Raw genomic sequence first — 14038 nt, 5'->3', positions numbered from 1 at the left:
GGGCCTTTTCCTTTCATGGCGCGTTCGCTCAGAAGCGGTACGCGCCGCTCAGGCCCACCGTCCAGTTGCGCCCCGGCGCGGGCTCGTAGAAGCGCGCATTGCCTTCGTTGACGATGACCGAGCCCATGTAGCGCCGGTCGAACAGGTTGTCGACGCGCGCGAAGGCGTTGAAGTCCCAGCGCGCCCACTTCTTCAGGTAGCCGGCGTACAGCGCCGCCACGGCGTAGCCGTGCGCGCTCGCGGTGTTCAGGTCGTTGGCCTGGATGCGGCTCAGCGCGCGCATCTCGACACCGGCGCGCCAGCCTTCGGGCGGCGCCCAGCCGAGCGAGGCGAACAGCGACTGGCGCGCGATGCCCGGGATGCGGTTGCCCGCGTTCACCGCGTTGCCGCCCGCGCAGGGCGACGGCGAGCAGAACGCATCGCGGTAGGTCGCGTCCAGCCACGTGTAGGCCACCTGCGTGCGCCAGTGGTCGGCCGTTTCGTGCTGCCAGCCCAGCTCGAAGCCGTTGCGCCGCGTGCGCCCTGCGTTCTGGAAGGTGGCGCGACCGCCGCTGTTGGTGGCGGTGACGATCTCGTCGCGCGTGCGCGTATGAAACAGCGCCGCCGTCAGCAGCCCGCCGGCCAGCCGCGCCTTCGCGCCCACCTCGAGGCTGTCGTTCACCGAAGGCCGCAGCCCGAAGTTGAGCCCGCTGGCGCCGCCCGGGCGGTACGACAGCTCGTTGAGCGTCGGCGTCTCGAAGCCCCGGCCGACCGAGCCGTACACCGCGAGATCGGGCGTGGCCTGGTAGCGCAGCGAGGCCACAGGCAAGGTCTTGCTGTAGCTCGCGCTGCCGCTGTCGTCGCGGTTGGCACCACCGATGTAGAGGTCGTGCGAATCGAAGTGCACACGGCTGCGGCGCACGCCGGCCTCGAGCGTCCAGCGCTCGGAAAAACGCCACGCCGCCTGCGCATACGGATCGAGGTTCCAGACCTCGTTGCGCTCGTTGCGGCGCAACCGCCCCTGCACGCCCAGCAGGGGCGCGGCCACCGGGCCCAGGTAGTTCTCGTAGCCACGGCGGCGCTCGCGCAGGCTGTCGTAGCCCAGGCCCGCCACGAGGTCGAAGGGCCGGTCGGCCAGCTGCAGCGCGGCGGTCCAGCGCAGATCGACGCCGCCGTACTGGCGCGTGAGGTCGATCACGCCGCCCGCATGCAGCGGGCTCTGCTGCGCCGACGGCGGGATCGACTGGAACTGCACGGTCTTGCGTTCGCCGCCGTAGACCATGAACTGCAGCGCTTGTTCAGCATTCAGGCGCCGCTCGTAGCGCAGGCCGACCTGCGTCTGCTCGACCGTCTTGCGCGTGTCGTACTGCAGCGCGAGCGGCGCCTTGCGCGGTGCCTGCGCGACCTGCTCGGCCGTGAGGCCCAGCGGGTCTTGCGCCTCGATGCGCACGCTGTTGAACACCAGCGTCAACTTGTCGCCGTTGTCGAGCGCGATGCCCAGCTTGCCGTTCGCGATGTTGCGCCGCGCGGCACTCTGCTCGCGCCAGCCGTCGGTGCGAAAGTGGCTCGCGCCGAGCAGGTAGTCGACCGCGCCCTGCGAACCGCTCAGCTGCAGCGACTGGCGCCAGCTGCCGAAGCTGCCGCCCGCCAGCGAGTACGACAGGCGCGGCGCGCCCTCCCCCGAGGCCGTGAACGCCTGCACCACGCCGCCCGACGAGTTGCCGTACAGCGCCGAGAACGGCCCGCGCAGCACCTCGACGCGGTCGACCGAGCCGATGTCGATGTTCGAGGTCTGCCCCTGGCCGTCGGGCAAGGTGGCCGGAATGCCGTCCACGTACAGGCGCACGCCGCGCACGCCGAAGGTCGAGCGCGCGCCGAAGCCGCGCACCGACAGCTGCAGGTCCTGCGCGTAGTTCATGCGGTTCTGCACCTGCAGGCCGGGCACGGCGCCCAGGCTCTCGGACAGGTTGACCTGCATCCGGCTGTCGCGCATCTCGTCGCCGTCGACGCGGTCGACCGAGCCGGGCACGAGAAACGGAGACAGCGTGCCGCGCGGCGTGGAAACGGTGACATCGCGCAGCGTGCCGGCCGGCGACGTGGCGGGTTGCTGGCCGTGCACGGCCAGCGGAACGCCCAGGATCAGCAGGCGAAGCGGATAGGAGAGTGCGGCATTCATCGGCACCGATTCTGCGTCGGTGCCCTGCCCCTTGCGCCTAGCGGGAACCCGTGCGCGGCGAGCGGCGCCAGCCGTACCAGGCGCACACGAGCACCGGAATGCCCAGGCCCACCCAGGCCACCATGTCGCCGAGGCCGCCGTCGCTGAACAGCGCGGTGATGAGGCCGACCGTGGTCATCACGCCCAGCGCGATCGGCCAGCCCCACATGCGCCAGAAGGTCTGGTGCGGCGCCTTGTGGTGCGTCGTCATGCCTGCACCTTCATGGCCGGTGCCGGGTCTGGCTGCGGGCCCGAAGCCGAAGGCGGCGCTGCGGCCGGGGCCGTGGTCGACGCCCGGGCCGGCACCGTGTTGCCGCGCTTGAGCCACAGGTACAGCCCGCTGCCCAGCACGATGATGGTCGCGATGTCGAGCAGCGCCCACAGGATCTGCATCGGCATGCCGCCGTAGTCGCCGAAGTGCAGCGGCTGCGACACCAGCAGGCCCGTGAGGTACCACGGCATCTTCGGCGCCGCCGTGACCTCCGCCGTCTTGGCATCGACCAGCACCGGCTGCAGCAGCTTCGAGGTGAAGGGCTCGTTGCCGCGCAGGAAGAAGGTCGTGTGGTGCGGGCTCGAGAACGAGGTGCCCGGGAACGCGATGAACGACAGCTTCATGCCCGGCGCCTTCTGCATCGCCCCTTCCATCGAGCGCTGCAGCGAGCCGCGCTCGGCCACCGGCACCACCGGCTCGTTCTTGTAGGGCGCGAGCAGCGTGCTCAGCTGGTCGTACTGCCAGTACTTGATGATCAGGTCGGCCCAGGTGTTGATCATGCCGGTGGAGCCCACCACGAACAGCCACACCAGCGTGACGATGCCCAGCAGGTTGTGCAGGTCGAGCCACTTCAGGCGCGGGCGCTTCTCGCGCCGGACGGTCCCGAAGTCGAGCTTGCGCATGAACGGCGAATACAGCACCACGCCCGAGACGATGGCCACCAGCAGCAGCAGCCCCATGAAGCCCAGGAACAGCTTGCCCGGCAGCCCGGCGAACAGGTCGACGTGCAGCTTGAACATGATGTACATGAAGCCCTGGCTGAACTCCGGCTGCGCCAGAACGACGCCGGTGCGCGCATCGACCGCCACCGATTTGAAGTCTTCGGTGGGTTCGGGCGTGGGCGTGAGCGTGACGAACCACAGGCCGTCGTCGTCCTCGGGCTGCGAGACGAACTGCACCACGCGGTCGGGGTGCTTGGCGCGGCCGATCTCGACCACCTTGTCCAGGCTGATGCGCGGCGTGTTCGCCGGCATCTTCGGCGCCTCGACCTCGGTGCCCAGCAGGTGGCCGATCTCGTGGTGGAAGATCAGCGGCAGGCCGGTGATGCACAGCAGCAGCATGAACACCGTGCACACGAGGCTGCTCCACTTGTGCACCCAGGCCCAGGTCTTGATCTTTCGGCTGTCCATGTCGTCGTGCGTCGTTGGGTGGTGAAAAGGCTAGAAGCGGTAGGTGGCGCTCGCCACGATGTTGCGTCGCGCACCGTACCAGCAGTCACCGCGCGACAGGCAGGTGCTGAAGTACACCTTGTCCGTCACGTTGTTGATGTTGAGCGCATAGCGCCACTGGGCCGTATCGTAAGCAAACACCAGGTCGGCCAGCGCCACGCCCGGGATGCGCGGGCCGGTGCCGAACTGGGTGTCGCGGAACGAGCTCATCACGCGCACGCCGGCGCCGGCCGAGAAGCCGCTCATGCCGGCCACCGAGAACCTGTACTTGGCCCAGAAGCTGGCCTGGTGCTTGGGCAGGCCTTCGATCTGCGCGTCGGCGTCGGTGTAGTTGTAGTGGGCGATCAGGTCGAGGTTGGTGCCCACCGAGCCCTTGGCTTCCAGCTCCACGCCCTTCGTCTTGGTGAGGCCGCGCTGCGAGAACACCTTCGGCTGCTCTTCGACGATCTGGTTCTTCTCGCGCAGGTCGTACACCGCGGCGCTGAAGGCCATGGCGCGGTTCTTCGGCTCGTACTTCAGGCCCACTTCCCACTGCTCGCCGCGCAGCGGCGAGAAGATGCGGCCTTCGCGCGGCGACTGCGGCGTGAACGACTCGCTGTAGCTCAGGTACGGCGACCAGCCCGAAGGATGGGCGTACATCACGCCCAGGCGCTTGGTGGTGGCGCTGCTCTTTTGCTCGTCGCTGCCGGCGGCGCTGGACACGGCCCGGTCATGGCGCAGGCCGGCCACGAAGATCCAGTTGTCGAGCTTGATCTGGTCCTGCAGGTACAGGCCGGTCTGGCGCTGGCGGGTGCGCGGACGCGCCACGCGCTCGGGTTCGTCCACGTGGCCGTACACCGGCGCATAGAGGTCGATGGTGTCGACCGTGGTGCCGCCCCAGACGTTCTCGCGCTGGCGCGCGAAGTCCGCGCCCACGAGCAGCGTGTGCTGGAGCGCGCCGGTCTGGAAGTGGCCCTCGACGTGGTTGTCCAGCGTCTGCGTGCGGTTGCGCGTCAGCTGGCTGTCGAAGTAGCGGGGGAACACGCGCTTGAAGATCGGGTCGGTCGACCAGCTGTCGAAGCCGCTGAACGCGCCGCCGTAGTGGTAGCGGTTGTCGTTTTCGTTCTTCGCGTAGCGGAAGTTCTGGCGCACGGTCCAGCTGTCGTTGAACTTGTGCTCGAACTGCCAGCCGAAGGTCTGACGCTCGCTGTTGTAGTAGTCGCCGGCCTCGCCGATGAAGCGGCTGGCGGGCACGCGGCCGTTCGGGTTCGGCAGCAAGGTGCCTTCCCACGGCAGGAACTGCGAGCTGCTGCCGCTCTTGTCTTTTTGCCACAGCCCCTGCAACGTGAGCGAGGTCGCCGCGTTGGGCCGCCAGGTGAGCGACGGCGCGATCACGCTGCGGTCGTCGGGCACGTTGTCGACCTGCGAATCGGACTTGCGCTGCAGCGCGATCAGCCGGTACGACAGCGAGCCGTCGGCGTTCAGCGGACCGGTGAGGTCGGCCTGCACCTGCTTGCGGCCGAAGCTGCCGAACTGCACGCCCACCTCGCGCTGGGCCTCCTGCAGCGGCCGCTTGCTGACCATGTTGACCACGCCCGCCGCGGTGCCCGCGCCGAACAGCATGCCCGAGGGGCCGCGCAGCACCTCGAGGCGCTCCAGCGTGTAGGGCTCGGTGCGCGTGGTGCTGGTGTAGTAGCCGTAGGCCTGGCGCAGGCCATCGAGGTAGATGTCGGGGTAGGCGCCGCGCACGCGGATCGAGTCGGTGCGCGAATCGACACCGTAGGCGTCGGAGCGCACGCCCGCCGCGTAATTGAGGGCGTCCTGCAGGTTGTTGGCGCCCTGGTCGACCATCTGGTCGCGCGTGATCACGGTGACGGACTGCGGCGTTTCCGACAGCGGCGTGTCGGTCTTGGTGGCGGTGACGGCGTTCTTCGCGCGGTAGCCGATCACGGGCGAGGTGGCGGTTTCGGCTTCGGCGTTCGCATCGACGCGCACTTCGGGCAGCGAGCCCGTGCCGCCCGTTTGCGCCAGAACGTGCTGCTGCGCGTAGATCGCCAGACAGCCCACCAGCACCGAAGCGGCCCTGCGCCGCGCCCTCATTCTTGCCATGTTTTTATTGCTCATTGAACACTATTGATAACAATTCGCATTCTATTGTCAAGAAAGTCGCGGTCCACGGGTTTTCCAGCACACGGGGGCGAAGCGTTGCAAAACCGCCGCGGTCGCCGTCGCGAGCCGGGCTACGATGCCGCCCGCACGCCCTTGCGTGCGCTGACAGGCCCCATGCTCAAGCTCCTCGCCTCGTTGTTTCCTGCGCTGCGCGGCCCGGCGCTGGTGCTGGTCGTGCTGGTGCTCACCGGCTGCGCCGGCCTGCCGCCACGCCTGCCCGATGGGCCGCCCTCGATCGCCATTCCCGCTTCGTCCGCCACCCCGCTCGGCCACGCCGCCGCCAGCCTCGATTCACCACCCGACGGCCTGTCGAGCATGCGGCCGCTGATCGAGGCCTCGTTCGCGCTCGATGCGCGGCTGGAGCTCATCCGCCGCGCGCGGGCCTCGCTCGATGTGCAGACCTACCAGCTCGGCAACGACAAGACCGGCCGCCTGCTGCTGCGCGAACTGCGCGACGCCGCCCGGCGCGGCGTGCGCGTGCGCCTGCTGCTCGACGACTTCTACACCGTCGGCATGGACCGCCTGCTGCTCGGGCTGGCCGCCGAGCCGAACGCGCAGGTGCGGCTGTTCAACCCTTTCGTGAACGCGCGCGATCACTCGTCGCTGCGCTGGCTGGAGTTCTTCGGCGATTTCCGGCGGCTCAACCACCGCATGCACAACAAGCTGTTCATCGCCGACGGTGCCATGGCCATCGCCGGCGGACGCAACCTCGCGGACGAGTACTTCCTGCGCAGCGAGAGCGCCAACTTCATCGACTTCGAGCTGCTGCTGGCCGGCCCGGTGGTGCCGCAGTCGGCCGGAATCTTCGACACCTACTGGAACAGCGACGTGGTCTACCCGCTGCAGCGCATGGCCGGCACGACGCTCACGCCCGACGAGCTCAAGGCCGCCTTCGACGCCGCGACCTCGCCCGCCTTCGCGCCGCTGCCCGATCCGCTGGCCGCCACCGACCTGCTGGGCGACCTGCCGCTGGGCGCGCAACTCGACAACATCGGCGAGACGCGCTGGATCCGCGCCGAGGCCGCCGCCACCGCCGACAGCCCGAACAAGGCCCTGGGCACGATGGCGCGCCCGCAAGAGTCGCTGGCGCAGCGCTTCCACGAGATGCTGGGCGCCGCGAAGTCGAACGTGGTGGTGATCTCGCCCTACTTCATTCCCGGCGACGAGGGCATGGAGCGCATCCGCATGGGCCGCGACCACGGCCTGAGCATCACCGTGGTCACCAACTCGCTGGCCGACAGCGACGAGCCGCTGGTGAACATCAACTACAACCGCTACCGCGTCGACATGCTCAAGCTGGGCGTGAACCTGTACGAGGTGAGCACGCAGCAGCTCAAGCGCAGCGGCCAGTTCCGCAGCCTGCTCAAGAAGGCCCGCGGGCGCCTGCACGCTAAGCTGGCGCTGGTCGACCGCCAGTGGGTGCTGCTGGGCTCGATGAACCTCGACCCGCGCTCGGCCCTGCTGAACACCGAGTTCGGCGTGCGCGTGCGCAGCTTCGAGCTCACGCAGGCGCTGCTCTTCGCCTACCAGCTGGACGACATGGAAGGCGTGTATCGCGTCGTGCTCAAGCCCGACGGCCAGAACGTGCAATGGATCGGCACCGGCGACGTGCACAACGAGGTGCTCGACAGCGAGCCCGACTCCAGCATGCTCACGCGCCTGCAGCTGCTGCTGTTCTCGTGGTTCGTGCCGACCGACCAGCTGTGAGCCGCAAGCGGGCGGCCCCGCGTCGCATCCTCGCCACAAATGCAAACGCCTCGCATTTAGCTCTTTAGAATTCAGCCCGCCGCATCCAGCGGCCGTCATGGCGTCCCGCCACGGAGCTTCTTCCGTCCGCGCTGCGCCATTGCCTCACCCAGACATTTCCAGTTCAAGGCAGGGCACGACAACGCCCTTCGTCTCTCGCGACGAAGGGCGTTGTCGCGTACGGCTGCCCCTGCGCGGCGCCGCCCTCCAAGAACAAGCACAACCGGACAACATGAAGCCCTCCTCCCGCACAGCCACCCGCACCGCCACCCCCTCGCGCCCGCTGTGGCCCCTTTCGCTGCTGGCTGGCGCCGCCCTCGCGTCGCTGTCGGGCGTCGCGCTGGCACAGACCGCCGCCACGACGCTGAAGGAAGTCACCGTCAGCGCCGAGGACGACAAGGGCTACGCCCCGGCCGCCGCCAGCACCGCCACCAAGGGCAGCGCGCCGCTGCGCGACGTGCCGCAGGCCGTCAACGTGCTGCCCGAACAGCTGCTGCGCGACCAGGGCGCCGTGTCGATGCAGGACGCCCTGCGCAACGTGCCGGGCGTGAGCTTCAACCACGGCGACGGCCAGCGCGACCAAGTCGTGATCCGCGGCTTCAGCGGCATCTCCGACTGGTTCGTGGATGGCGTGCGCGACGACGCGCTGTACTTTCGCGACCTCTCGGACACCGAGCGCATCGAGGTGCTCAAGGGCCCGGCCGCCGTGCTCTACGGGCGCGGCTCCTCGGGCGGCCTGATCAACCGCGTGACCAAGAAGCCCGTGTTCGAGCGCCGCTTCGGCGAGGTCTCGCTGGGCCTGGGCAGCCACCACTACACGCGCAGCACGATCGACCTGAACACGCCCATCGGCGAGAACATGGCCTTCCGCCTGAACGTGGCGGGCGAGCAGTCGGACAGCTACCGCGACCAGCAGTTCACCGACCGCCACAACATCGCGCCCTCGCTGGCGATCAAGTTCAGCCCGCAGACCGACCTGCTGCTGCAGTACACCAACCTGCGCGACCAGCGCCTCACCGACTTCGGCATCCCGGCGCTCAACGGCCGCCCGGTCGACGTGCCCATCGGCGCCTACTACGGCTCGGCGCACGGCAAGCGCGACGACACCGTGACCAGCAAGGTGCAGACCTTCACCGCCACGCTGAACCATCGCTTCAGCGACGCGCTGAGCCTGCGCAACACCACGCGCTATTCGAGCTACCACCTGGACCGCAACAACACGCTGCCCAGCGGCACCACCGACCCGGTGCGCCTGACGGTGGGCCGCACGCGCGGCATCGTCGACCGCGACGAGAGCGGCTGGTTCAACCAGACCGACCTGACCTGGCGCAACGACCTGGGCGGCTTCAAGCAGGAGTGGCTGGTCGGTGCCGAGTTCGGCGTGCAGCGCAAGCGCCTTTTCAGCGTGTCTTCCGCCACAGGAGCGCAGCGCGTGAACCTGTTCAGCCCGGTGGCGGACCCGCTGCCGATCCCGCTGGCCACCTACCTCGCCGACGGCGCGATCCCGAGCAACAGCGAGTTCAAGACCGCGGCCGTGTACGTCCAGGACCAGATCACGCTGGCGCCGCACTGGAAGGCGCTGATCGGCGGACGCTACGACGTGTTCAAGCAGGACACCAGTTTCGAGCGCAAGCTCGCGCCGCTGGAACGCACCGACCGCAAGTTCAGCCCGCGCGCCGGCGTGGTGTGGCAGCCCGACACGGTGCAGTCGTACTACGTGTCGTACAGCCGCTCGTTCCAGCCCTCGGGTGAGAACTTCGCGCTGTCCACCGGCAACATCGACAATGCGCCCGAGATCACCGTCAACAAGGAAATCGGCGCCAAGTTCGACCTGCTCGACGGCGGCCTGAACCTCACGACCGCGCTGTTCAACCTGGAACGCTCGGGCATCAAGAACACCGACCCGAACAACCCGCGCCGCCAGATCAACGTCGGCACGCAGCGCACCAACGGCCTGGAGCTCGCGCTCAACGGCCGCCTGCCGGGCCGCTGGGACGTGAGCGCGGGCTATGCCTACCTCGACGCGAAGATGACCAAGTCGCTCGCCACCGTGAGCTCGCTGCAGCTGCCCGTGGGCGCCGCGATCCCGGTGCAGGGCAAGACCGCCGCGCTCACGCCGCGCCACTCGGCCTTCGTGTGGGCCATGAAGGACCTCGGCCACGGCTTCAGCGCCGGCGGCGGCCTGAACTACGTCAGCGCGCGCTATGCCTCGCTGAGCAACCTCGTCACGCTGCCCTCGTACCTGACCGCCGACCTCGCGGCCAGCTACAAGACCGAGCGCTACGAGATCGCGCTGAACCTGAAGAACATCGCGAACCGCAAGTACTACGTCTCGGCCCACGGCAGCGTGGACAACCTGATCCTGCCGGGACCGGGGCGCGAAGTGCAGCTGACGCTGCGCGCGAAGTTCTGAGAAGGCCTCAGGTCGCCGCCGCCACCTTGCGCCGTTGCAGCCACGTGACCCACCAGGCGCCCGCCGTGCACAGCACCAGGTAGACGACGGCGACCAGGATGTAGACCTCGACCACGCGCCCGTCGCGTTGTCCCACCTTGCTGGCGGCGCCGAGAAAGTCGTTCAGGCTGATCACGTAGACCAGCGAGGTGTCCTTGAGCAGCGCGATGGTCTGGTTGATGAGCGAGGGCGTCATGTTGCGAAAGGCCTGCGGCAGGATCACGTGCCGCAGGGCCTGCCCCGGCGACATCCCCAGCGACTGCGCCGCCTGCATCTGGCCGGCGCGCACGCTGCCGATGCCGGCGCGGATGATCTCGCAGTAGTACGCGGACTCCGCGAGCACGAAGGCCACGAGCGCGGCGTAGATCGGCCCGACGCCGAGGTTCGGGTCGCCGGTCACGGCGCGCAGCACCACCGGCATCAGGAAGTAGATCCACAGGATCGTGAGGATCAGCGGGATCGAGCGAAACAGGTTCACGTACCCCGCCACGAGCGCCGCCACCGGCCGCGGCGCGAAGATCCGCGTGATCGCCAGCAGGGTCCCCAGGCCGATGCCCGCGGCCATGGAGGCCGCCACCAGCAAGGCGGTCATCTGCAGGCCCTGCAGCAGGTAGGGCCAGGCGCGCTGCAGGGCGACCCAATCGAAGTCGTAGCCCATCACGCGGCGCCCAGCAGCCCGGGCACGCGCACCCGATGTTCGATGCGGCGCATCAGCACGATCACGCCGTAGGTGATCGCCATGTAGATGAGCGTCGCCACGATGAAGGCCTCGAAGGGATGGGCGCTGAACTCGCTGAGCTGGCGCGTCTGCCCGGTGAGCTCCATGAGCCCGATCGTCAGCGCGACGGCCGAGTTCTTGAACACGTTCAGGAAGTCCGAGGTCAGCGGCGGGATGACGATGCGCAGGGCCTGCGGCAGGATCACGTACCGGTAGGCCGCCACGGTTCCCAGGCCCATCGCCATGGCCGCCTGCTTCTGGCTGCGCGGCACCGACTCGATGCCCGCACGCACCTGCTCGGCCGCCTTCGCCGCCGTGTAGAGCGTGAGGCCCACCAGCACGGTGAGGAACTGGTTCGCGGTCGGGTTCATCTGCTTGATCGCATGGCCCCAGGCGGTCGGCAACAGCTCCGGCACCACGAAGTACCAGAGAAACAGCTGCACCAGCAGCGGCGTGTTGCGAAAGCAGTGGATGTACACCGCCGACAGCGTGCGCGCCGTCCGGTGGGGCAGCGTCCGGGCCACGCCGGCGATCAGGCCCAGGCCCAATGCCAGCGTCCAGGCCAGCAGCGACAGCGCGACCGTCCACAGCAACCCGCGCACCAGCATCAGGCCGTACAGGCCCTCCCCCGTGACCGAGGGTTTGAAGAAGATCAACCAATCCCAGGTGTAGTGCATCGCGAAAGGTGCCGGAAGGCGGTTCGGTTCGTGAAGGGGTGGCCGCGTCCGTGCCTTACAGCGGCTGGTCGCTCGGATGGCGCACGAGCTCCTGCATGTCGGGCGACATCGGGAAGTTGACCGTCACGCTGCCCTTCACCGCGATGGGCTTGAGGAAGTACTTCTCGTACAACGCGGTGAACTCGCCCGATCGCATCATCCCGGTGATCACGCCGTCGACGAGTTTCTTGAACGCCGCGTCGCCCTTGCGCAGCATGCAGCCATAGGCTTCCTTCTGCTGCGGCACGCCGACCACCTCCCAGTCCGCCGGGTTCCTGGCGCGGGCGATGTTGCTGAACAGAATGATGTCGTCCTGCGTCGCGGCCACCGCGCGCCCCGTCTCCACGGTCAGGAAGTTCTCGTTGATGTCCTTGGCCAGGATGATCTGGATGCCCCACTTGTTCTTCTCGTTGAGCTGCCGCAGCATGCGCTCCGCCGTGGTGCCCGCGCTGACCACGACGTTCTTGCCCACGAGGTCGGCCCAGTGCTTGATGCCGGAGTTCTTGCGCACCAGCAGCCGTGCGCCCACGACGAAGAAGGTCGTCGAGAACGACACCTGGTTCTGCCGCTCGGCGTTGTTGGTGGTCGAGCTGCACTCCAGGTCGACCGTCTGGTTGGCCACCAGCGGAATGCGCGTCTGCGGCGTGACTTCCAGGGTCTTGACCTCCAGCCGGGCGAGCTGCAGGTCCTTCTTCACCTGGGCGACCACGCGCTGCGAGATTTCCCAGGCGAAGCCGGCCTGCTTGTTGTGGTCGTCCAGGTAGTTGAACGGGATCGAGGCGCCGCGCGTGGCCACGGTGATCGCCCCGGTGTCCTTGATCTTCCTGAGCGTGCCGTCCAGCGGCGATGCGGTCTGCGCGGCAACGCCGGCGCACAGCGCGAGGCCGGCCATGGCGAGGAAGGAACGGGTCGACGCGGCGTGAAGGGTCGGCTTGAAAGTCATCGCAGGCTCCAGGTGTCGGGGGTCAGAGATCGAAACGCGTGGCGCAGGCGTCCAGCGCGCCCAGCAGCTCGTCGCGCAGGGCCTGGGGGTCGTCCAGGCCGATCGACAGGCGAATGACCGGACCTTCGACGTCGCAGAAATTGCGCCTGGCGAGTTCTTCCGCCGGGTAGAAGGCCGCGATGCTGCGCACGCCGCCCCAGCTGGCGCCGATGGCAAAGCGCTTCAGGCCTGCGAACAGCGTCCGGTAGGCGTCGTAGGGGCAGTCCACGAGCTGCAGCGACATCACGCAGCCGGGCTGCGCGAAATCGCGCGCCCACAGCGCATGGTCCGGCGCGCCGGGCAGCGCCGGAAAGAGCATCCGGCGCACGAGGCGGTGTGCGGCGAGTTGCCCGGCGATCAGGCGCGCGCTGGCGGCCTGGCGCTCCATGCGCACCTGCATCGTGTCCAGGCCCCGGGCCACCAGGAAGCAGTCCTCCGGGCTCACGGCCAGACCCATCAGCGACTGCAGGCCGCGCAAGGAGCGGTACAGGCCTTCGTCCTGGGTGGTGACGCTGCCCATCAGCACGTCCGAATGCCCGCCCATGTACTTGGTGCATGCGTGAATGCACAGGTCGACGCCATGCGCCAGCGCGGCAAAGCCCAGCGGGCTGGCCCAGGTGTTGTCGATGGCGGTCAGCACGCCACGGGCGCGCGCCACGGCGGTGATCGCCGGCACGTCCTCGACTTCCATCGTCACCGTGCCGGGCGACTCCAGCCAGATGAGCCGCGTGTTCGGGCGCACGAGGCGCTCGATGCCCGCGCCGATGCGCGGCGCATAGAACTCGACCTCGATGCCCAGCGCCTGCAGCCGTTCGACGGCGAAGGACTTGGCCAGGCCGTAGGCGGCATCGGTCATCAAGAGGTGGTCGCCCTTCTGGAGCAGTGCGAGCAGCACGCCGCAGATGGCCGCCTGTCCGGAAGGAAAGACGATGCCGTGCGCGGCGCCGTCCAGCTCGGCGATGCGCGCCTCGAGGGCGCGCTGCGTCGGCGTGCCCGTCGTGCCGTAGCTGAAGCCGTCCGGCAGGCGGGTGCGGCGATGCACGAAATCGTCGAGCGAATCGAACACGACCGTGGAGGCGCGCCACACCGGCGGCGCCAGGCTGGCGAAGGCGGCGTCCCCAGGGGACGCGCCGGGATGGGAAATGGAAGGGTTCACGGTGGAAGTCAGTTCGCGGGGGCCGATTCGATGAGCTGCAGCGCATGCTTCATCTGCTCGACGGCCATGGTTTCGAGATCGGTGTAGACCTTCATCTCCACGCCCAGGCGGGTGAAAGTTTCGCGGGCGGTGGCGATCCGGGCCGGGTCCTGGGTCTTCGGGTTGGCCAGCGCCGCCTCCAGGCGCTTGTACTCGCTGGTGAGCAAGGCCGGCTGCTCGCCGAGGGCACGCAGGCCGGCGTTGGTCATCGAACGGATGCGCAGCAGCATCTTCACGTCCGACTGCTCCATCTCGCCCTGCGCCCGCTCCAGCGCCAGCTTGGCGGCCACCGCCTGCGGGCTGTCGGGCTTGCGGGTGGCCGCGAGGGTCTGGAACCTGGCGACGTCGCTGGAAAAGTCGTGCGCCCATGCGGGCGCCGCACACGCCAGGACCGTCACTGCAAGCGCTGTTCGAAGGTTCATCTCGCGTCTTTCGGGAAGTGGCTGA

At 68.6% G+C, this 14038-nt stretch carries 11 protein-coding genes; 2 read left to right on the top strand and 9 right to left on the bottom strand.

From position 1 onward, the window contains the following. Positions 1-28 precede the first annotated feature (28 nt). The 4 genes from AC1RL8_RS22170 to AC1RL8_RS22155 are packed head-to-tail and all read right to left on the bottom strand — an operon-like array spanning position 29 to position 5722. The gene (locus AC1RL8_RS22170; RefSeq protein WP_492686190.1) at positions 29-2155 is read right to left on the bottom strand and encodes a TonB-dependent receptor domain-containing protein; all 2127 of its coding nucleotides are present in this window, start codon (positions 2153-2155) and stop codon (positions 29-31) included. A 37-nt stretch (positions 2156-2192) separates the two neighbouring features. After that, on the bottom strand, positions 2193-2405 hold the full coding sequence (locus AC1RL8_RS22165; protein WP_492686191.1) for a hypothetical protein: 213 nt from the start codon (positions 2403-2405) through the stop codon (positions 2193-2195). Further along, positions 2402-3595 (bottom strand): PepSY-associated TM helix domain-containing protein, encoded by a 1194-nt coding sequence (locus AC1RL8_RS22160; protein WP_492686192.1) that lies wholly within the window; start codon positions 3593-3595, stop codon positions 2402-2404. Before AC1RL8_RS22160 ends, AC1RL8_RS22165 begins: the two co-directional genes overlap by 4 nt. Before the next feature lie 30 nt (positions 3596-3625). Next, complete coding sequence (locus AC1RL8_RS22155; protein ID WP_070059962.1) at positions 3626-5722, bottom strand: TonB-dependent siderophore receptor; 2097 nt, start codon at positions 5720-5722, stop codon at positions 3626-3628. Positions 5723-5896: 174 nt separating this feature from the next. Here AC1RL8_RS22155 and AC1RL8_RS22150 point away from each other — a divergent pair, with 174 nt between their 5' ends. Both AC1RL8_RS22150 and AC1RL8_RS22145 read left to right on the top strand, forming a co-directional pair. Then, positions 5897-7489 (top strand): phospholipase D family protein, encoded by a 1593-nt coding sequence (locus tag AC1RL8_RS22150; protein WP_492686193.1) that lies wholly within the window; start codon positions 5897-5899, stop codon positions 7487-7489. Positions 7490-7760: 271 nt separating this feature from the next. After that, on the top strand, positions 7761-9941 hold the full coding sequence (locus tag AC1RL8_RS22145) for a TonB-dependent receptor (RefSeq protein WP_492686194.1): 2181 nt from the start codon (positions 7761-7763) through the stop codon (positions 9939-9941). A 7-nt stretch (positions 9942-9948) separates the two neighbouring features. Here AC1RL8_RS22145 and AC1RL8_RS22140 read toward each other — a convergent pair whose 3' ends face one another. Genes AC1RL8_RS22140 through AC1RL8_RS22120 form a run of 5 tightly spaced genes read right to left on the bottom strand, consistent with a single transcriptional unit; the run spans position 9949 to position 14013 of the window. Continuing rightward, positions 9949-10638: an amino acid ABC transporter permease gene (locus tag AC1RL8_RS22140; RefSeq protein WP_062471832.1), complete on the bottom strand. Its 690-nt coding sequence runs from the start codon at positions 10636-10638 to the stop codon at positions 9949-9951. Beyond that, a complete protein-coding gene (locus AC1RL8_RS22135) occupies positions 10638-11375 on the bottom strand; it encodes an amino acid ABC transporter permease (protein WP_062471835.1) in 738 nt (245 codons plus the stop codon). Before AC1RL8_RS22135 ends, AC1RL8_RS22140 begins: the two co-directional genes overlap by 1 nt. Positions 11376-11430: 55 nt before the next feature. Beyond that, complete coding sequence (locus AC1RL8_RS22130; RefSeq protein ID WP_492686195.1) at positions 11431-12357, bottom strand: transporter substrate-binding domain-containing protein; 927 nt, start codon at positions 12355-12357, stop codon at positions 11431-11433. Positions 12358-12379: 22 nt separating this feature from the next. Continuing rightward, on the bottom strand, positions 12380-13552 hold the full coding sequence (locus tag AC1RL8_RS22125) for a trans-sulfuration enzyme family protein (protein WP_492686196.1): 1173 nt from the start codon (positions 13550-13552) through the stop codon (positions 12380-12382). Between the two features lie 8 nt (positions 13553-13560). Next, on the bottom strand, positions 13561-14013 hold the full coding sequence (locus AC1RL8_RS22120; RefSeq protein ID WP_143599057.1) for a hypothetical protein: 453 nt from the start codon (positions 14011-14013) through the stop codon (positions 13561-13563). Positions 14014-14038 lie beyond the last annotated feature (25 nt).

The sequence above is a fragment of the Variovorax sp. GW822-FHT04E09 genome (genome assembly GCF_058800845.1).
The sequence above is the reverse complement of the archived record's forward strand: the minus strand, read 5'-3'. Positions and strand labels throughout refer to the sequence as shown.